This window comes from Acrocarpospora pleiomorpha (assembly GCF_009687885.1).
GTDB lineage: Bacteria > Actinomycetota > Actinomycetes > Streptosporangiales > Streptosporangiaceae > Acrocarpospora > Acrocarpospora pleiomorpha.
This window is the reverse complement of sequence record NZ_BLAF01000004.1, coordinates 68,879-87,486: the sequence shown is the minus strand read 5'-3', so window position 1 is coordinate 87,486 and position 18,608 is coordinate 68,879. Positions and strand designations below refer to the sequence as shown.

General features: G+C 66.6%; 16 protein-coding genes. 12 read left to right on the top strand and 4 right to left on the bottom strand.

Going from position 1 to position 18,608, the window contains the following annotated elements:
- The first annotated feature begins 120 nt into the window (after positions 1-120).
- Entirely contained in the window at positions 121-993 is an 873-nt protein-coding gene (gene lgt / locus Aple_RS00420) for a prolipoprotein diacylglyceryl transferase (protein WP_155342389.1), read from the top strand.
- A gap of 102 nt (positions 994-1,095) precedes the next feature.
- Positions 1,096-1,497 carry a gamma-glutamylcyclotransferase family protein gene (locus tag Aple_RS00415; protein ID WP_155342388.1) on the top strand — a complete coding sequence of 134 codons (402 nt, stop codon included), beginning with the start codon at positions 1,096-1,098 and terminating at the stop codon, positions 1,495-1,497.
- A gap of 183 nt (positions 1,498-1,680) precedes the next feature.
- Here Aple_RS00415 and Aple_RS00410 read toward each other — a convergent pair whose 3' ends face one another.
- From Aple_RS00410 to Aple_RS00400, 3 genes are all read right to left on the bottom strand, one after another.
- On the bottom strand, positions 1,681-5,715 hold the full coding sequence (locus Aple_RS00410) for a bifunctional nitrate reductase/sulfite reductase flavoprotein subunit alpha (RefSeq protein WP_155342387.1): 4,035 nt from the start codon (positions 5,713-5,715) through the stop codon (positions 1,681-1,683).
- 143 nt (positions 5,716-5,858) lie between these two features.
- Entirely contained in the window at positions 5,859-6,704 is an 846-nt protein-coding gene (locus tag Aple_RS00405) for an NmrA family NAD(P)-binding protein (protein WP_155342386.1), read from the bottom strand.
- Positions 6,701-7,120 carry a nuclear transport factor 2 family protein gene (locus Aple_RS00400; RefSeq protein ID WP_155342385.1) on the bottom strand — a complete coding sequence of 140 codons (420 nt, stop codon included), beginning with the start codon at positions 7,118-7,120 and terminating at the stop codon, positions 6,701-6,703. The genes Aple_RS00405 and Aple_RS00400 overlap by 4 nt, the downstream gene beginning before the upstream one ends.
- Positions 7,121-7,163: 43 nt before the next feature.
- On the opposite strand from Aple_RS00400, the gene Aple_RS00395 reads away from it, so the two are divergent.
- The 8 genes from Aple_RS00395 (at position 7,164) to Aple_RS00360 (ending at position 15,086) form a co-directional block, all read left to right on the top strand.
- The gene (locus tag Aple_RS00395; RefSeq protein WP_308805489.1) at positions 7,164-7,799 is read left to right on the top strand and encodes a TetR/AcrR family transcriptional regulator; all 636 of its coding nucleotides are present in this window, start codon (positions 7,164-7,166) and stop codon (positions 7,797-7,799) included.
- Positions 7,800-8,049: 250 nt separating this feature from the next.
- Entirely contained in the window at positions 8,050-9,600 is a 1,551-nt protein-coding gene (locus Aple_RS00390; RefSeq protein ID WP_155342384.1) for a long-chain-fatty-acid--CoA ligase, read from the top strand.
- Positions 9,601-9,762: 162 nt separating this feature from the next.
- Positions 9,763-10,863: a TetR/AcrR family transcriptional regulator gene (locus Aple_RS00385; protein WP_170321203.1), complete on the top strand. Its 1,101-nt coding sequence runs from the start codon at positions 9,763-9,765 to the stop codon at positions 10,861-10,863.
- A gap of 156 nt (positions 10,864-11,019) precedes the next feature.
- Positions 11,020-12,213, top strand: a complete 1,194-nt coding sequence (locus tag Aple_RS00380) for a lipid-transfer protein (protein WP_155342382.1) — start codon at positions 11,020-11,022, stop codon at positions 12,211-12,213.
- A complete protein-coding gene (locus Aple_RS00375; protein WP_155342381.1) occupies positions 12,213-12,662 on the top strand; it encodes a MaoC family dehydratase N-terminal domain-containing protein in 450 nt (149 codons plus the stop codon). Before Aple_RS00380 ends, Aple_RS00375 begins: the two co-directional genes overlap by 1 nt.
- Entirely contained in the window at positions 12,659-13,063 is a 405-nt protein-coding gene (locus Aple_RS00370) for a MaoC/PaaZ C-terminal domain-containing protein (protein WP_155342380.1), read from the top strand. Before Aple_RS00375 ends, Aple_RS00370 begins: the two co-directional genes overlap by 4 nt.
- A 41-nt stretch (positions 13,064-13,104) precedes the next feature.
- Entirely contained in the window at positions 13,105-13,932 is an 828-nt protein-coding gene (locus Aple_RS00365; RefSeq protein WP_174889770.1) for an SDR family NAD(P)-dependent oxidoreductase, read from the top strand.
- Positions 13,929-15,086: an acyl-CoA dehydrogenase family protein gene (locus Aple_RS00360; protein ID WP_155342379.1), complete on the top strand. Its 1,158-nt coding sequence runs from the start codon at positions 13,929-13,931 to the stop codon at positions 15,084-15,086. Before Aple_RS00365 ends, Aple_RS00360 begins: the two co-directional genes overlap by 4 nt.
- Before the next feature lie 58 nt (positions 15,087-15,144).
- Here Aple_RS00360 and Aple_RS00355 read toward each other — a convergent pair whose 3' ends face one another.
- Positions 15,145-15,579, bottom strand: a complete 435-nt coding sequence (locus Aple_RS00355; RefSeq protein WP_155342378.1) for a hypothetical protein — start codon at positions 15,577-15,579, stop codon at positions 15,145-15,147.
- A 147-nt stretch (positions 15,580-15,726) separates the two neighbouring features.
- On the opposite strand from Aple_RS00355, the gene Aple_RS00350 reads away from it, so the two are divergent.
- Both Aple_RS00350 and Aple_RS00345 read left to right on the top strand, forming a co-directional pair.
- Entirely contained in the window at positions 15,727-16,845 is a 1,119-nt protein-coding gene (locus Aple_RS00350; RefSeq protein ID WP_155342377.1) for an FAD-dependent monooxygenase, read from the top strand.
- Between the two features lie 57 nt (positions 16,846-16,902).
- The gene (locus Aple_RS00345) at positions 16,903-18,576 is read left to right on the top strand and encodes an ABC transporter substrate-binding protein (RefSeq protein ID WP_155342376.1); all 1,674 of its coding nucleotides are present in this window, start codon (positions 16,903-16,905) and stop codon (positions 18,574-18,576) included.
- Positions 18,577-18,608: the final 32 nt, after the last annotated feature.

Sequence of the window (18,608 nt, the reverse complement as noted above, 5' to 3'; positions counted from 1 at the left end):
CGGCGACCGTGGTGCGACTGGCCCAGGACGCGGGTTCTCCCCCTCGCGACGCGTCGGCGCGGTGAATCCGCCAGCCCCGGGTCTTCTTCGGCTTCAGGTTTCATGATTAGGCTGCCTGCCATGTCGCTTGCTGTGATTCCCAGTCCATCCGAAGGAGTCTGGTACCTGGGGCCGGTGCCCATCCGCGGCTACACGATCTGCATCCTGCTCGGTGTCGTGGTGGCCGTCGCCATCGCCGAGCGCCGCTGGCGGGATCGTGGCGGGGCGCCGGGAACCATGATGGAACTGGCGACATGGGGGGTCCCGTTCGGCATCGTGGGCGCGCGGCTGTATCACGTCATCACCGACTGGCAGCTGTACTTCGGGCCTGACGCCCCCAACCGGCCGATCGACACGATCCTGATCTGGAGCGGGTCCGGACCGGGCTGGCGCGGCCTGGGCGTCTGGGGCGCCATCGCCCTGGGCGGAGTGGGCGTGTGGATCGCCTGCCGCCGCCGCGGCATCGCGCTGACCGCCGTCGCCGACACCGTGGCGCCGGCCGTCGCCATCGGTCAGGCCATCGGCCGGTGGTGCAACTACTTCAACCAGGAACTGTTCGGCGGCCCGACCGACCTGCCGTGGGGCTTGGAGATCGACCCCGGCCGCCCGGGAACCGTACCCGGCATCACCACCTATCACCCCACATTCCTGTACGAGTCACTCTGGAGCCTCGCCCTGGCACTGGCGCTGATCTGGGCCGGCCGGCACTTCACCCTGCGTCACGGCCGCCTCTTCGCCCTGTACGTGGCCGGCTACACAGCGGGCCGGTTCTGGATCGAGGGCCTCCGCGTCGATCCGGTCAACGAGATCCTGGGCATGCGCCTCAACCAGTGGACATCGGTGGCCCTGTTCCTCGGCGCGCTGGCCTACTTCTACCTGATCCGAAACAAGACCTCCGAGGAGCCCCTCGGCACCGACCGGGCACTTGCCCAGGCGCGAGGGAACGCGGGTTGAAGGCGCCCTTACGACGATTGCGACTTGCGGAGCACAGGCTCGAGGAACATCTCGGCCTGGCGATCGGGACCACACACCCGCGGATGCCGGGATCATGATGGTATGGCAAACGCTGAAGCCGCATATCCACTGCGGCTTTTCTCATATGGGACCCTTCGGGAGCCCAAGGTGCAGATGGCCAACTTCGGCCGTCGTCTGGACGGGCAGCCCGATGTCCTTCCCGGCTATGAACTGACCATGGTGGAGATCATCGATCCGGAAGTGGTCACCGTCAGCGGAGCGGCCGTGCATCCGATTGTGCGCCCCACCGGCAATCCCGACGATGGGGTCGAGGGCACTGTGTTCAGCATCTCCGCCGCCGAACTGGCCGCAGCTGACGATTACGAGGTGGATGACTACACCCGGGTCCAGGTGATTCTGCGCTCAGGTCTGGACGCCTGGGTGTACATCCAGGCCGACCCGTTGCGGGAACCGCGCTCGCCAGATTCCGGCCTTCCTGGATGACAATGCACGTTCACGAGTTCGGGAGTCCGGGGGAAGTTGCAGCCGGCCACGACCAGGGTGTCCGTGTCCCAGCCGCGCAGGAGTTCGTCCAAGCGGGTGCGGTAGAAGGCGCCCCAGCGCGGCTTGAACTGGGCGTGTTCACGATCCGCTTGCCCTTTTCAGCGGTCCGTCGGCGCGGGCCGGTCAATACACGTCGCGGACATAGCGTTTGTCGGTGGCCAAGCGTTTGATGTATCCGGCGGCCGCCTCCTGGTCGAGGCCGCCGTGGGTGGCGACGATGTCGCGCAACGCCTGGTCGACGTCGTGGGCCATGCGGGAGGCGTCGCCGCATACGTACAGGTGGGCGCCGTTCTGGAGCCAGGACCACAGGCGGTGGCCCTGTTCGCGCATGCGGTCCTGGACGTAGATCTTGACGCGCTGGTCGCGGGAGAAGGCGGTGTCGAGGCGGTCGAGGGTGCCGTCCGAGTGGAGGGCGGTCAGTTCGTCCTCGTAGTAGAAGCCGGTGGCGCGGTGCTGTTCACCGAAGAAGAGCCAGTTGGGGGCGTGGTGGCCGAGGGCGCGGCGCTCGTACAGGAAGCCGAGGAAGGGTGCCACTCCGGTGCCGGGACCCACCATGATCATCGGGGTGCGGGGGTCGGCGGGCGGACGGAAGTGCGGGGAACGCCGGACGAAGACCGGGATCGGGGCGTCGCGCTCGGCGTCGGCGAGGAAGGTCGAGCAGACGCCTTTTCGGGGGCGGCCGTGGAGGTTGTCGTATCGGACGACCGAGACCGTCAGGGAGATTTCGTGGCGGTCGGTCAGCGGGCTGGAGGAGATCGAGTACAGGCGGGGTTGCAGCCGTTTGAGAATGGTGGCCCACTCCTGGGGGGTGGCCCGGACGGGGTGCTCGGCGATGACATCGGCGGCCTGGCGCCCCCACGACCACTGGGCGAGCTCGCCCTTGTTGTCGGGGCGTAGCAGCTTCTTCAGCTCGCGGCCGCCGGTGCGTTCTGCGACGAAGCGCAGCAGGTCTGAGCTGATCTTGGTGATGTCCAGGTGCCGGTGCAGTGCCTCGCCGAGCTGGAGCGGGCCGATGCCGTCGACCTCGATCTGCGCGGTGCCGTCGAGTCCGGTGATGGCCAGCCATTCGGTCACGAGGTCGGGGCAGTTGACCGGGTGCACCCCCAGCGCGTCCCCGACCTGGTAGGTGAGCGGGTTGTCGCTGTCACGCACGTCGAAGGTGAACCGGCGGACCTCCTTGGCCGCTCCGGGCCGGCTGAGCAGCCGGTTGCCGGTGAGGCGGGCGGCGACGGGACCCGGCTTGGAGGCGCGTGTGGACACGGGCACCGGCGATGGCCGCGGGCCGAGAGTGGTGAGGATCTCATCCAGCCAGGCCTGGGCCGAGGTCTCGTAGTCCGGTTCACAGTCGGTACGAGCAGTGAGGCGTACGGCTCCCAGCTCTTCCAAACGCTGGTCCAGGCGGCGGCCGTGGCCGCAGAAGTCGTCGTAGGAGGAGTCGCCGAAGGCCAGGACGGCGTAGCGCGTTCCGTCCAGGCGTGCGGCGTCGGCGGAGGCCAGGGCGGTCCAGAAGCCGGTGCCGTTGTCGGGCGCGTCGCCGTCGCCGAAGGTGCTGGTGATCAGCAGCACGTCGGCCCGAGGGAACGAGCCCGGGTCGGTGTCGTCCATGCCGATGAGGGTGACCCGGTGCCCGGCCGTGGTGAGGCGCTCGGCGGTGACGGCGGCGAACTCCTCCGCGTTGCCGGTCTGCGACGCCCAGAGCACGACCACCTCGCCCCCAGGGCTCACCGGTTCGCCGACGGTCTGCGGGATCCGCGAGTACATCCCGGCCAGGACACCGTTCACCCATTGAGCCTGCTGCGGGGTGAAGGGCGCTCCCGGGGGCAGTACCGGCACACCGGGCGTCCCGGATTCCAGCCCGGTGAGGAATCCGGCCAGGTAACGGCGTTCCTGTTCGCCCAGGACGGGTGGTGGCGTGCCGGCCAGGCCGAAGACACCCGCCAGAGCGGGAGAGGACGGAACAGGCACCGGGACAAGATCCGCCTCGCTGGCGGGCGCCGCCGGAGTGACGATCTTGGTCAGGGACACCGCGCACACCTTCAGCTCGGGTTGGAACGAGATCGGGTCCACCGCGTCGCTGGTCACCGCGTTGACGCTGAGATATTCGCCGAACAGGTCGTTCCAGTGGAACGGCGCGAAGCAGCATCCCGGCATCACCCGATCCGTCACCACGGCCGGCAGCACCGCCCGGCCGCGCCGTGAGCCGATCTCCACCGAGTCGCCGTCGGCGATACCCAGCGCCCGCGCGTCACGTGGATGGATCTCCAGGAACGGGGCCGGGTTGAGCTTGTTGAGCTTGCCGACCTTGCCGGTCTTGGTGAGGGTGTGCCACTGGTGCTGCAACCGCCCGGTGTTGAGGACGAACGGGAAGTCGTCGTCGGGCATCTCCGCGGCCGGCATGTGCGGGCGCGGGTAGAACACCGCCCGGCCGCTCGGTGTCGGGAACGTGAGACCGCCGCCGGCGTCGCGGTACCGGATCGGGTTGCGGTCCGGGCCGTCGACGGCGGCCGGCCATTGCACGGGTGTGGCGCGCAGCCGCTCGTAGGTGACGCCTCTCAGGTCGTACCCGGTCGTGGGGTTCCAGGCTTTCTTGATCTCCTCGAAGATCTCCTCGGCGCTGTCGTAGGAGAAGCCGTGTTCGTAGCCCATCGCGCAGGCGACCCGGGCGATGATCCGCCAGTCCGCCATCGCCTCGCCGGGCGGGTCGACCGCCTGCTGGGCGAGGGTGAGGTTGCGCTCGCTGTTGATCAGAACGCCCTCGGTCTCGACCCACATCGCGCCCGGCAGGACGACGTCGGCGTACGCGTTGGTCTCGGTTTCGGCGAAGACGTCCTGGGTGACGACGAACTCGGCCGCCTCCAGAGCTTCGATGACGGTCCGCCGGTTGGCGACAGAGGCGACCGGGTTGGTGCAGATGATCCAGCAGGCCTTGATCTCGCTCGCCGCCATCCGCTGGAACATCTCGACCGTGCCCTTGCCGGCGCCGTCCGGCCGGATCGTGCCCGGAGCCAGTCCCCACAGCGCTTCGACGAAGGCCCGATCCTCCTCGACGAGCACGGATCGCTGTCCGGGCAGGCCGGGTCCCATGTAGCCCATCTCCCGGCCGCCCATGGCGTTGGGCTGGCCGGTGAGGGAGAACGGGCCGCTGCCGGGACGGCAGATCGCGCCGGTGGCCAGATGCAGGTTGACCAGGGCGTTGGTGTTCCACGTGCCGTGGGTGCTCTGGTTGAGCCCCATGGTCCAGCAGCTCATCCACTCGCCGGCCGTGCCGATCCACTCCGCCGCCGTACGGATGTCGGCCTCCGGGATGCCGGTGATCTCGGCGACCGTCGCGGGCGAATAGGCGGCCAGCAGGTCCGGCATCGCCTCCCAGCCCTCGGTGTGGCCGGTGATGAAACCGGGGTCGGTGTGGCCGCCTTCGACCAGCAGGTGGAGCAGGCCGTTGAGCAGCGCCAGATCCGTTCCCGGCTTGATCTGCAGGAACAGGTCGGCCTTGTCGGCGGTGGCGCTGCGCCGCGGGTCCACGACGATCAGCCTGGCGCCGGCCTTGACCCGCTCCATCATGCGCAGGAACAGGATCGGATGGCAGTCGGCCATGTTGGAGCCGATGACGAAGAAGACGTCGGCCTTGTCGAAGTCCTCGTATGAGCCGGGCGGCCCGTCGGCGCCGAGCGACAGCTTGTAGCCACTGCCCGCACTGGCCATGCACAGCCGCGAATTGGACTCGATCTGGTTGGTGCCGATGTACCCCTTGGCCAGCTTGTTCGCCAGGTACTGCGCCTCCAGGCTCAGCTGCCCGGACACGTACAGCGCGACCGCGTCCGGCCCGTGCTCGTCGATGACGGCCCGCAGCCGCCGCGCCGTCTCGGTGATCGCCACGTCCACTCCGACGGGAGTCGGCTCCGCGCCGCGTTCGCGTCGCACCAGCGCGGCGGTCAGCCGTCCGGGGGCGGCGAGCATGTCGGCCGTCGTCGCGCCCTTGGTGCACAGCCGGCCGAAGTTGGCGGGGTGGGCCTTGTCACCAGACACTTTGCGGACCGTTCGACGGCCGTCGGGCCCCGTGGCGACGTCGAGGACCATCCCGCAGCCGACACCGCAATACGAGCAGACCGTACGCACCTGGGCGGTCCCTGCCCGCGAGTCCTGGGCGACCACGGGCATCCCCTCTCGACGACCGGTCGCGCCGAACGTATGAAATGCCCGTTACGCGCGTGTGACGGCCGACGGCCGGAGAGTGTTTCAGCTGTCGACCAACCGGCATACCGACGAAATGTGAGGGTGCGCGCAAGCAGTCCTGCCAGGCGTCAGTGACGGGCCAGAGCCTCGCTCAGTACGTCACGCAGGGCTCGAGGGGCACGACCCGTGATGCGCTCGACCGTATCGGTTGTCCGATTCTCGGCCCCGGTCGAGATGAGGGTGTCGACCTGGGCGAGCATTGCCGCCGCCTCCGCCGGAATCGCGACCGAGAGACGCTGCTCCAGCGCCTGCCTGCTGACCGCCTCGTGGACGATTTCGCGCCCGGAGACGTCGCTGAAGATCGCGGCGACGTCGTCGTAGCTCAGCGCTTCCGGTCCCGTGAGGATCAGGTCGTCGGCCGGCGGGACTTCGTCTGTCAATGCGTGCGCCGCCACCGACGCGACGTCGTTGACATCGACGAATCCGACGCGGCCCGCGCCGGTCGCGGTCACGATCGTGCCTGTCTCGCGGATGCCGAGAGCGTGCGGATGACTGCCGGTGAAGTTCTGCATGAACCACGATGGGCGCAGTGCCGCCCACTGCTCGAACAGGTCAGGAAGCACGTGGTGGACCTGGCCGGCTGCCGGCCCACCGGAGGGAACGATCGACGCGCTGAGCAAGACCGCACGTCCCACACCTCGCTCCCGCGCTCGTTCGAGGAACGGGACCATCACCGAGGCGGGATCGGGATCGAGAGGCGGCGGCACGAGGTAGACGCGATCGGCCCCCTGAAGTGCTGAGTCGAACGTGGCGGAGTCGTACCAGTCGAACTTGACCGGCGTGGTGCCGGCGAGGTCTGAGGGGTGGCGGCTTGCGGTGGTCACTGAGACGCCGAGGCCGACGAGCTTGGGGATCAGACGGCTGGCTGTGTTGCCGGTGGCACCGGTCACGAGCACGCGGGGGGTCAGTGTCATGCCAGCGCCGCCGTGTCAAGGGCGGCCAAGGGGTTCCAGTAGTCGCGGTAGAGGGTGATCAGGCCGTCCTTGACCACGAGGACGACGACGTAGGACTGCGCATACGGTGTGCCCGTCGCTGTCACATGACCCTTGACGCTCATCTCGATGATGATCGTCTCAGGGTCGGTCGTCTCATGAATCAGCACGCTGGGCGCCTCTTCGACCTGAATGGCGCCGGGCAGGTGGCTCATGTACTCGGCGACCTCGGACTTGCCGTTGAGACGCTGCGGTCGGCCGGCGGGCGCGAACGGGAACTCGAAGACGATGTCTTCATGGAACAGGTCGAGCCAACCAGCGAGGTCCTCTCGCCACAGTCGAGCGAGCCCCTCGCGGAACACTCCTTCCGGGGTTCGTGGCGATTCGTTGTTGGTCATGATGGCCTCCGGTAAGATGCGGACTGCGAGTCCGCATAACTATATGGACCGGCGGTCCGGTTGGCAAGGTGGGTTTCTGATGGTTGAACGTAAGATGCGCTCAGACGCGACCCGCAACCGAGCGGCGGTCCTGGCCGCCGCGGACAGGCTCTTCTCCGAGTCGGCCAGCGGCAGCGTTGTGTCGATGGACGACGTCGCGGAGGCGGCCGGTGTCGGCAAAGGCACATTGTTTCGCGGCTTCGGGGATCGTGCCGGGTTGGTGCAGGCGGTTTTTGACGCTCGTATCGAGGCCCTCCGTGAGGCCGTCGCGTCCGGCCCGGAGCCATTGGGCCCGGGGACGCCGCCACGGGAACGCATTCACGCCATCATGGAGGCGATCGTGCGGGCCAAACTCGCGAACAGGCAGCTGGTGCTCGCGCTCGAGGACTCCGCGACCGGCCGCGCGACCGGCAGCCTTTTCGAGTCCACGCCCTATCGCTGGATCCACGGCATTCTCGTCGATGTCGTGGGCCAGGTGTCGCCGGTTGTGGATCGGGGTTGGGCGGCGCACATCTTGCTCGCCATGACGAGAGCGGACCTGCTCGATCACGTAGTCGGGACTGAAGGGATGCCGGAGGCGCAACTGCTCGCGAACGTGCGAGTCTTCGTCGAACGTGTGTTAGGCGAACGGCAAGACTGATCGACGTCGCCTCGGGCATGCCCGCTTGCCTCCCACGGCTGGCACGTCACCGCAGCCGACATCTCGTCCGAGGTCCTTGCTCGCGCCGCCGAGCGCGCGGCGACGAGCGGAGTCCCCGTGGGACCGTTGTTCTAGCTTGACGGTTAAGTGAATCGAGATTAATGTATCGGTGCGCCTGTATCGAGCGATTTTCGGGGGATTTGCCCTAGCAAGTGTACCGTGACTTAATAAGGCTAGCCCGGAGAAGAGCATGACGAACCTGGCCTCGTTGCTGGAGACGACCGCATCGACGTATCCCGACCGCATCGCCATCGTCGTGGGAGAACGACGGATGACCTACCGTCAGCTCGACGAGGCGGCCAACCAGGTCGCCAACCTGCTCGTGTCGTGCGGTGTCGTGCCCGGCGACAAGGTGGCCCTCACGTGTCCGAACATCCCAGAGTTCACGTCGATCTACTTCGGGATCCTGAAGTCGGGCGCCGTCGTCGTGCCGCTCAATTTTCTTCTCAAGAGGCGGGAGTTCGCCTACCACCTTCAGGACTCCGACGCGAAGGTCCTTTTCGCCTTCGAAGGATCCGCTGAGGTCCCCACGGGGCGCGAGGCTCGGGATGGCTTCTCTGAGGCTGAGGGGTGCACTCACTTCTTCCGGATTTCCGCCGGGCGCGGCCCCGGGTCGTCCCCCCATCAGGCGGATGATTTCGCCTCGGCCGTTGAGCGGCAACCACGATCGTTCGAGACAGCCGTGGTCTCGGACGACGACTCGGCGGTGATCCTCTACACGTCGGGCACCACCGGCAGACCCAAGGGCGCGGAACTCCGGCACTCGAGCGTGCGGATCAACTCGTTGGCCGCACGCGACCTCTATCTCGCCAATGAGGAAACCCCTGATACGTACCTGTGCGTGCTTCCGCTCTTTCACTCGTTCGGCCAGACAGCCGTCCAGAATGCCTCGATCGCGTTCGGTGGCACCGTTGTACTGATGTCGCGGTTTGAGCCGCGACGCGTCTTGGACGTCATGGTCGAGGAGAGGATCACCGTCTTCGGCGGCGTCCCGACCATGTATTGGGCGTTGCTGGCGGCGCTTGACGACACGGTCGACGTGCGGGCCATCGCCGAACGACTCCGCGTGGCGATCTCGGGTGGATCCGCTCTGGCGGGAGAGATCCACCGGGAGTTCTCCGATCGCCTCGGCGTGACGATCATCGAGGGTTACGGGTTGTCGGAGACGTCGCCCGGCGCTGCCTTCTCGCCCTGGGGAACCAAGCCACGAGTCGGCTCGATCGGCAAACCCATTCCAGATGTGGACATGAAGCTGATCCAGGACGACTGGTCGGACGTGCCGGACGACCCCCAGGCCATCGGCGAGATCGCCATCCGCGGCTACAACGTGATGAAGGGGTACTACAAGCGCCCGGTGGAAACGGCCGAGGTCATGAGGGACGGTTGGTTCCGCAGCGGCGACCTCGGGCGCAAGGACGAGGACGGTTACTTCTACATCGTCGACCGCAGCAAAGACATGATCATCCGCGGTGGGTACAACGTCTACCCCCGCGAGGTCGAAGAGGTGCTCATGGAACATCCGGCGGTGTCGCTGGTCGCCGTGATCGGGGTTCCGCATCCCTCGCACGGCGAGGAGATCAAGGCTGTCGTGGTCAAGAACGCCGGAGACGCGACGAGCGAGTCCGATCTGATCGAGTGGTCGAGGACTCTGCTCGCAGCCTACAAATACCCCCGGATCATCGAGTTCAGGGACGCCTTGCCGATGACCAGCACCGGCAAGATCCTCAAGCGCGAGCTGTGACCAAGCGGCCGGACCGAAAGCGAGCCCGACCAATGCATGGCGCTAGGGTCGAGTCAGCATGAAGGTGTTTGAACACGAGGGGGATCGATGCCGGCAGCCGGGCGAGGTGCGGCTCCTGGTGTTCGTACGCCGACCCGCCCGCACGATCGGCGGGATCAGATCGTGTCCGCCGCGGCCCGCCTGTTCGTCGAACGCGGGTTTCCCAACGTCAAGATGTCCGACATCGCAGCGGAAGTAGGCATCACGGCGAGTGCTCTCTACCGCCACTTCGCCGGCAAGTCGGAGCTGCTCAACGCGGTCCTCGGCGAAGCCGTCGAGAAGTCGCGGCTGTCGACCGCGCCGTCCGGAGACCTCGCCACGATGCTGGCAGGGAAGGCGTCGGCGATCCTCGACGTTCCTGGCATCGGCATCCTGTGGTCCCGGGAGTCGCGGCATCTCAAACCCGATGACCGGGCTCGGGTCGTCACGCGGATCGCGTCCGAGAACCAGGAGTACGCACGAGCGATCCGCGCGAGGCATCCACACCTCTCGCCGGACGAGTCGTCCTTGCTCGCCGGCGCGGTCACCTCGGTGCTCACGAGCGCGAGTCCACACGCCCACGGTCTGTCCCGCGCCGACCACATCCGGGTGCTGAAGTCGGCAGCGCTGGCTGCCGCCGACACGCGCCTCGAGGACGTCGACGCCAGACCGGCCGCCACGCACACAGCGCTCGAGCCCACCTCCCAGCGGGAGAAGCTGCTGTCCGTCGCGGGGCGGCTCTTCGGGACTATGGGCTATGAGTCCACGAGCCTGGACGACATCGGGTCGGCGGCCGACGTGACGGGTCCCAGCCTCTACAGCCATTTCACGAACAAGGCGGCGATCCTCCAAGAGGTGCTCGACCGCGCGGAGCATGCGCTCTGGATCGACCTGCACGCGGCGATCAGGTCGACAGATGACCCATGGCGGGCACTCATCGTCGTGGCGGAGTCGTACGCGAGGCTCGGGCAGTCACAACCGCACGTGATCGCATTCATCGTGGCAGAGGGCGCCAGAGCGAGCGGCGACAGCCAGAGCAGGCAGCGCGAATACCTCCAGGAGTGGGTGGGCCTGCTGCGGCGAGCCCGTCCCGGGCTGTCGATGCCGGTAGCCCGGGCGCTGGTGCGAGCAGCGGTCACCGTTGTCAACGACTTCAGCCGGACTCGATCGGTCGTCGGGCGTTCGGACTTCACCGGGATCGTCACGTCGATCGCGGGCGCGGTGCTCCAGGCCCCTGAGCGCTGACGCGCCGCTTCACCCACTGGCCGACGGCCTGGAACTCCTTATGGGCCACCGTGACCGGGCCACTCGTCACGACCTGGTCCGCCCATTGCCCAGGCCCATCTAAGTGAATTAATATTAAGGCTAAACAGCCCCTCGACAGGATGCTGGGAGCCGACCGTGACAGCACAAGTGGTGGTAGCGGGAGTAGGAATGATCCCCTTCACCAAGCCTGGTAAAAGCGACAGCTATGACCTGATGGGTGCAAGTGCCGCCCGTCGCGCCCTGGAGGACGCAGGGATCTCGTACGAGCAAGTGCAGCAGGCCTTCGTTGGATATGTGTACGGAGATTCAACCTCAGGCCAGAAAGCCCTCTACCATCTCGGCCAGACGGGCATCCCCGTCGTGAACGTCAACAACAACTGCTCCACCGGATCCTCCGCACTGTGGCTGGCTCGCCAAGCCGTCGCCAGCGGCGCGGCCGATTGTGTGCTCGCCCTGGGATTCGAGCAGATGAACCCGGGAGCGCTCACCGCGATGTACACCGACCGGCCGGACGTCCTAGGCGCGTTCGCCGACGTTCGTGATCAGGTCCAGGGCATGCCGGGCGACGGTGTGCCCATGGCGGCGACGTACTTCGGTGGCGCCGGAACGGCGTACGTCGAGGAGTTCGGGATCGACCCGGCGGTGTTCGCGCGGATCTCGGTGAAGTCGCGCAAGCACGCGGCCAACAACCCGTACGCGGTGTTTCGTGACCAGGTGACCGTCGAGGAGGTCCTTTCCGCCCCGCACATCTTCGGGCCCCTGACGCGTCTCCAGTGCTGCCCCCCGACGTGCGGGGCGGCGGCGGCAGTGGTCTGCAGCCCTGAGTTCGCGAAACGCCACGGCCTGCGATCGGATGTCGTCATCGCCGCGCAGGCGATGACGACGGACACCGATTCCACGTTCAAGTCCGGGGACATGCGCAAGCTCATCGGCTACGACATGGCGGTTGAGGCCGCCGGGCGGGTCTACGAGGCCGCCGGCGTGGGCCCGGAGGACATCCGCGTCGTGGAACTGCACGACTGCTTCACCACGAACGAGTTCCTGACTTATGAGTCGCTGGGACTGACGCCCGTCGGTACGGCCGAGAGGTTCGTCATGGATGGCGACAACACCTATGGCGGACGAGTAGTGACCAACCCCTCAGGAGGACTGCTTTCCAAGGGGCATCCGCTCGGGGCGACCGGTCTGGCGCAGTGCGCCGAGCTGGTGTGGCAGCTCCGGGGTGAGGCCGGCAACCGTCAGGTCGAGGACGTCGGCTTCGCTCTCCAGCACAACCTCGGTCTCGGCGGAGCATGCGTCGTCACGCTGTACGCCAAGGTCGACGGGTGATGGCCATCGACACGGCGGCCATCGGGCGGGAGCTCGAGAAGACCAGCCTGCATGTCGACGCCGGCCGGCTGCGCTTCTTCGCCAAGGCGATCGGTGAGACCAACCCGGTCTTCATCGACTCCGAGGCCGCCGCCGCGGCCGGGCATCGGGACCTGCCTGTCCCGCCGACGTTCCTGTTCAGCGTCGGGCTCGAGTCACCTGATTCCTTCGCCTTCCTGGTGGAGCTCGGGGTCGACCTGCGGACAGTGCTCCACGGTTCGCAGAAGTTCACCTACCACGCGGTCGCACACGCGGGCGACGACCTCACGGTGACCGCGCGCATCGCGGATATCTACGAGAAGAAGGCCGGCCTGCTCCAGTTCATCGTGCTGCGGTCGCTTGTCCACGACCAGGAGGGCACATTGGTGGCCGAGCTCGAGAATGTCTACATCGTGCGGAACGCGGCATGACCGTTCTTGATGCCGGTGCCGAGCTGCCGGCTCTCACGGTCGATCCGATTTCACGCACCACACTGGCGCTGTTCGCGGGTGCGTCCGGCGACCACAATCCCATTCACGTCGACCTCGACGTCGCACGTTCGGCGGGCCTCGACGACGTCTTCGCGCACGGGATGCTGTCGATGGCCTATCTCGGCCGGCTCGTCTGCTCGCTCGCACCCCCCGAGAGGATCCGCTCGTTCGGCGCGCGGTTCGTCTCGATCACACCGGTCCACGGCCGGCCGACCTGCAGCGCGACGGTGCGTCAGGTCGACGTGGTCGACGGCGAGCGCCGGGCGACCGTCGACCTCGTCGCCGCACTGGCCGATGGCACGATCACGCTCACGGGTGAAGCCGTCATCGCGGTGAACTGACCCCAGCCTTGCGCGACTTCACTCACATGACAGGAATCATCATGGGAAAGCTTGACGGCAAGTCTGCCCTCGTCACAGGTTCGGGTCGCGGGATCGGGCGCTCGATCGCGCTGAAGCTCGCATCGGAGGGCGCCAAGGTAGTAGTGAACGATCTCGACGCGGGTCCAGCCGCGGACGTTGTCAGCGAGATCAACAACGCAGGTGGCCAAGCGGTCATGTGCGCGGGAAATGTCACCGAGACCGGGTTCGCGCAGCGGTTCGTGGACACGGCCGTCGAGTCGTTCGGCGGGATCGACATCATCGTCAACAATGCGGGCTACACGTGGGACAACGTCATCCAGAAGATCACGGACGAGCAGTGGTACGCCATTGTCGACCTCCACCTGAAGGCGCCCTTCGACATCCTGCGCGCCGCCCAGCCGATCATCAGCGCCGCGGCGAAACAGGAGCGGGCCAACGGGCAGGTCACCCACCGCAAGGTCGTGAACATCTCGTCCATCGCGGGCCTTTACGGGAACGCCGGTCAGGCCAATTACTCCGCCGCGAAGGCCGGGATTCTCGGCCTGACGCGTACCTTGGCGAAGGAGTGGGGCCGCTACAACGTCAATGTGAATGCCGTGGCGTTCGGCTTCATCCGTACCCGTCTGACGGAGGCCAGCGCCGACGGCAGTTCGACGATCGACGTGCAGGGAAGAGAGATCAAGGTCGGCGTCAGCCCGGCGGTGCTCGAAATGACGAAAACCATGATTCCTCTCGGTCGTCCGGGCAGCGTCGACGAAGCCGCAGGCTCGGTGGCGATGCTGACCTACCCTGAGTCGGACTATGTGAGTGGACAGATGCTCGTCTGCGGCGGTGGCTTCGAAGCATGACCGCCGGCGGGACTTATCGACCCTCGTGGCACGGGGAGGACACCGAAGCACTCGCTTCGCTGACCACCGCGTTCATGAGGAAGGAGTTCGTGCCTCATCGTGAGAGGTTCGAGGAGCAGCAGCACGTCGATCGCGAGTTGTGGCGATCGGCGGGAGAGCACGGCCTGCTGTGCTGCGCGGTCCCGATCGAGTTCGGCGGGCCCGGTGGCGAACTCGTCCACGACCTCGCCGTTCTCGAGGCCCACACGCGTATGGCGGACGCGACCTGGGGCAACATGGTGCACAGTGGGATCGTCTCCCACTACATCCTGGCGTTCGGCACGGAGGAGCAGAAACATCGGTGGCTCCCCGGCATGGTGGCTGGTGACCTCGTCGCCGCGATCGCGATGACGGAGCCGGGAACCGGCTCGGACCTCCAGGCGATCACGACGCGGGCAAAGCGCGAGGGAACCGAGTACGTCATCAATGGCGCCAAGACATTCATCTCGAATGGGTATCTCGCGGACCTGGTGATCGTCGTGGCGAGCACCGATCCCGCTGCGGGTCATCGGGGCATCTCACTGATCGTGGTCGAGACCGCGGGCTGCCCGGGCTTCTCGCGGGGCCGCATGCTTCGCAAACTCGGCTCGCACTCGGCGGACACCTCGGAACTCTTCTTCGATGACGTCAGGGTTCCCGCCACGAACCTGCTCGGCGGCGAGGAGGGACGTGGCTTCGTCCAGCTCATGGAGCAACTGCCGCAGGAGCGTCTGCTGATCGGGCTCCAGGCGGCCGGGATGACAGCACTCGCGCTCGAGGAGACGATCGCTTACACGAAGTCGCGCCAAGCTTTCGGACGCTCGGTGTTCGACAACCAGAACACCCAGTTCGTGCTCGCGGAGGCGGCAACCAAGGCTGACGCGGCGCGCGTCTTCCTGGACTGGTGCATCGGCCGGCATCTCGCCGGGCAACTGACGGCCGCGACGGCGGCGCAGTGCAAATGGTTGCTGACCGAAGTGCTGTGCGAGGTCGTCGATCAGTGCCTGCAGTTGTTCGGCGGCTACGGCTACATGACGGAATACCCGATCGCCAGGCTCTACGCGGACGCCCGCGCGACCAAGATCTTCGGAGGCACCAACGAGATCATGAGACAGGTCATCGCCAAATCCCTGTAGGACCTGTACGAGGAGGGCGCTGCTGAGCACCTCAGCAGCGCCCTGTCCTGTATCCGGGTCAGTGCCGCATGTGGTCCTCCGGCGTGACAATCACATGCGGGCGTGAGAGATAGCCCCGGCCGTTCGATTCGGCGGGCAGCTCGACTTCACTCGGCGACTCCTCGCTGACCAGTTCGATGATGTAGTGCGTCATGGGGTGGTCTTCGAGGTTCTTCAGCCGGTGCGGCTTCAACGAGTTGCCACGGCCGACCGTCTTGAAGAACGCGAAGTTCGTTTCCGCGTTCTGGACGTGTATCCAGTCCTCCTCGTCGACATCGTGGGCGACGGCTCGGCCGGCTTGTGGCCACAAGATGAGGTGATCGTGCTGATGCTGGTGAAAGAAGATCGCCTCTCCCGGCCCGAGGTTCATGGCCCACACCCGGATGCGGTCGTTGGCGAAGATCAGCTCGTCGCCGGGATCGGAGGGGTAGGTCCCCGGTGTATCGGTGCTCACTGCGGGTCCTTTCGGGGTGCGGTTGCCGGCAAATCGTACATCCAATACGCTGAAAATAGGATGCTATTACTGGAGCAAGGGATCTGACATGACCACACGACGGCATGTCCGCTGTGCCCGTCTCGCTCGCGACGGAGGTCTCCACCGATGAAGGTGCTGGTCTCCGGGGCGAGCATGGCCGGGTTGTCGGCGGCGTACTGGTTCGATCGTCTCGGCGCTGATGTCACGGTCGTGGAACAGTGCTCAGGCTTGCGGCGCGGTGGCGCGCCCATCGACATTCGCGGAGACGCGCTCGGCACGGTCGAGCGAATGGGCCTCCTGGAGGCGGTTCGCCGGCAGGCCGTGCCGATGATCGGGCCCGGCACCGTCCTCGATTCCCGTGGCGCCGCGGTGGCCACCATCGACCTCACCTGGTTCGCGAATGAGACCAGCGACGATGTCGAGATCACGCGAGACCGGCTCAACGACCTCCTTTTCGCCGCGGTCGGCTCGGGCGTGGATTTTCGGTTCGGCACGACCGTGACATGGTTGTCGGACGACGATGACGCGGCCCACGTGCGGTTCTCCGATGGTCGACGTGGCGCGTTCGATCTCGTGGTGGGCGCCGACGGCCTGCACTCCACAACGCGCCGCCTGGCCTTCGGTCCGGAGTCGCAGTTCCTTGTTCACCAGGGTTGCTACGTCGCGCTCGTGGATCTCGATCCGTCCACGCCGTGGCGCAACGCGATGTACAGCTCCCCCGGCTTGATGGCCGCCGTGCGCGAGGTCGGCGACGGCCCGCTGGGGTATGTCCTGGTGCGCAGCGAGGCCATTGACTATGACTATCGCGATCTGGACCTTCAACGTCGCCTGGTCGTCTCGTTCCTCGATCGCGGCGACGTATGGGAACTGCCCCGGCTCCGGGGAGCCTTCGCCGATCCCCGGTCGGAGGGCTTCTACTTCGACTCTCTCAGCCAGACGCGGATGTCGCGGTGGACGCGGGGCCGGGTCGTGCTCATCGGCGACGCCGCCCACTGTGCTTCTCTGCTCTCGGGCATGGGGACGAGCTTGGCGATGACGGCGGCGGATTACCTCGCTCATGAGGTCGTCGCGGCACCGGGCGACCTGCGGGCGGCGTTCGCGGCGTTCGAGCGCCGGCAGCGACCGCTGGTCGACAAGGCCCAGGCCAGCGTCGAGGACAACGGCTTCATGATGGTTCCGGATACGGCGGAGGCTCTTGATCGCCGTAACGCGCTGCTGCGGGAGCTGGCGGCGCGGCACAACTGACATCTGCCCGTAGATGTAATCAATCTGTTAACACGGGGCACCCATGTTTGAAATGGGATGCAATCTATTGTCGATGGCATCCGCATTGCGCCTCATGCTCAGGCAGGTTCCATGACAACCACAGGCTTGCGCGGCACTCAGAGCCGTACCCGTATTCGCATCTGCGCGCTGATGACCTCGGCGCTCGTCGCGCTCACCGCGTGCACCGGCGGCGCCGGCCAGTCCGCTGACCTGACAGTGATAAAGATGCTCACGCCAACGCTGTCGAGCGTCCTCGATCCCCGGCAATCCAGCGGCCCCGCCAGCGGCGCCCTGCTGATCGCTCTGGAGCCGCTGCTTCGCTACAAGGGCGGCGAGCTGACGCCGCTGCTCGCCTCGGCGATGGAGGTACCCGAACCCACGTCCTACGTCTTCACCATCCGTACAGGCGTGACCTTCTGGGACGGCAAGCCCTTCACCGCCGAAGACGCCGCGTTCTCGATCGGCCTGCACGTCGGCGACGACTCCGGATCGGTGAACGCTTCACTCTTCAGCCTGGTTACCGCCGTCGAGGTCACGGCCAAGGATCGGGTCACGATCACCCTGTCCGAGCCGGACCCGCAGTTCGCGGCCGGCGTCGCTCAGATCGGCATGGTCTCGAAGGCCTTCTACGGGGAGCATGGGGACAAGGTCGGCACGGCGGATGTGCTGAACCTGGGCACCGGCCCCTACAAGTTCAAATCCTTCCGGCCAGCCCGCGAGCTCGTCTATGAGCCGGCAGCCGGCTACTGGGGGCAGGGTGATGCCCATTTCACGTCTCTGACCCTGAGCGTCGTCACGGACGAGGCGGCCCGGCTGAACGCTCTGCAATCCGGCGAGTACGACGGCATGTTCGGTGTCCCGCTGCCGCAGGTCGATTCGGTCGCCGCCCTCAAGTCGCTGCGACTCTCCAGCAGCCCCGATCTCTCGGTCTACAAGTTCAACCTGAACGTCGCGACCAAGCCGTGGGACGACATCCACCTGCGTCGCGCCTTCCAGCTGGCGGTGAACCGCGAGGCCATCATCAAGGGAGCCCTCCGCGGCAAAGCGGTGCTCGCGCCGACGATCGTGCCCGAGACGACAATGGCCGAACTCGCCGGCGAGGACGCGACGGCTGCCGCGTTCGCCGCGCTCGGCGACGGCATCAGGTTCGACCTGGACACCGCGCGTGCCGAGCTGGCCAAGTCCTCGGTCCCTGGCGGCCTGCAGACCGAAGTACTCGTCACGGGCAGCGACCCGACGCTGGCACTCGTCGTCCAGACCGCCGCCCAAGATCTCTCAAAGATCGGCATCGACCTCAAGGTGCGGGAGGTGGACGACCAGACCTACTACGCCTCGGTGTATTTCGGCCGTAAGACCGGAGGCGTCTCGATCGACCTGTTCAGCGGCTCCACGCCCGATGCCTCCAACCTGCCGACCTATATCATCAGCGGCGGCAACGCCCTGACTGGGGGCGGTTCTGGCACGAATATCTCCGACTACGTCAACACGAGAGTCGACGCGCTTCTCGGCGAGAGCAGGCTTCTGGGCGTCGACGATCCCGCACGCGGCGCCAAGCTGCTTGAGGCCCTTGAGACCGCGCAAACCGACGTCCCGTACGTGCCGATCGCCTTCCCAGAGGTCTACATGGCCGCACGTCAAGGTCTCGATGTCTCGACGCTGGACACCTTCTGGTGGCTCACCATGTGGCCCGAGACGTTGGCCGGCGCGTGAGCGAGGTCAAAAGGCACCAGAGCGGCGGGCCG

Excerpts from the sequence above, each read along its gene's own strand:
- Aple_RS00345 (WP_155342376.1), top strand. The coding sequence starts at position 16,903 with ATGCAATCTATTGTCGATGGCATCCGCATTGCGCCTCATGCTCAGGCA.
- Aple_RS00370 (WP_155342380.1), top strand. The coding sequence starts at position 12,659 with ATGACCGTTCTTGATGCCGGTGCCGAGCTGCCGGCTCTCACGGTCGAT.
- Aple_RS00405 (WP_155342386.1), bottom strand. The coding sequence starts at position 6,704 with ATGACACTGACCCCCCGCGTGCTCGTGACCGGTGCCACCGGCAACACA.
- Aple_RS00390 (WP_155342384.1), top strand. The coding sequence starts at position 8,050 with ATGACGAACCTGGCCTCGTTGCTGGAGACGACCGCATCGACGTATCCC.
- lgt (WP_155342389.1), top strand. The coding sequence starts at position 121 with ATGTCGCTTGCTGTGATTCCCAGTCCATCCGAAGGAGTCTGGTACCTG.
- Aple_RS00415 (WP_155342388.1), top strand. The coding sequence starts at position 1,096 with ATGGCAAACGCTGAAGCCGCATATCCACTGCGGCTTTTCTCATATGGG.
- Aple_RS00395 (WP_308805489.1), top strand. The coding sequence starts at position 7,164 with ATGGACCGGCGGTCCGGTTGGCAAGGTGGGTTTCTGATGGTTGAACGT.
- Aple_RS00365 (WP_174889770.1), top strand. The coding sequence starts at position 13,105 with ATGGGAAAGCTTGACGGCAAGTCTGCCCTCGTCACAGGTTCGGGTCGC.
- Aple_RS00410 (WP_155342387.1), bottom strand. The coding sequence starts at position 5,715 with ATGCCCGTGGTCGCCCAGGACTCGCGGGCAGGGACCGCCCAGGTGCGT.
- Aple_RS00400 (WP_155342385.1), bottom strand. The coding sequence starts at position 7,120 with ATGACCAACAACGAATCGCCACGAACCCCGGAAGGAGTGTTCCGCGAG.
- Aple_RS00360 (WP_155342379.1), top strand. The coding sequence starts at position 13,929 with ATGACCGCCGGCGGGACTTATCGACCCTCGTGGCACGGGGAGGACACC.
- Aple_RS00350 (WP_155342377.1), top strand. The coding sequence starts at position 15,727 with ATGAAGGTGCTGGTCTCCGGGGCGAGCATGGCCGGGTTGTCGGCGGCG.
- Aple_RS00375 (WP_155342381.1), top strand. The coding sequence starts at position 12,213 with ATGGCCATCGACACGGCGGCCATCGGGCGGGAGCTCGAGAAGACCAGC.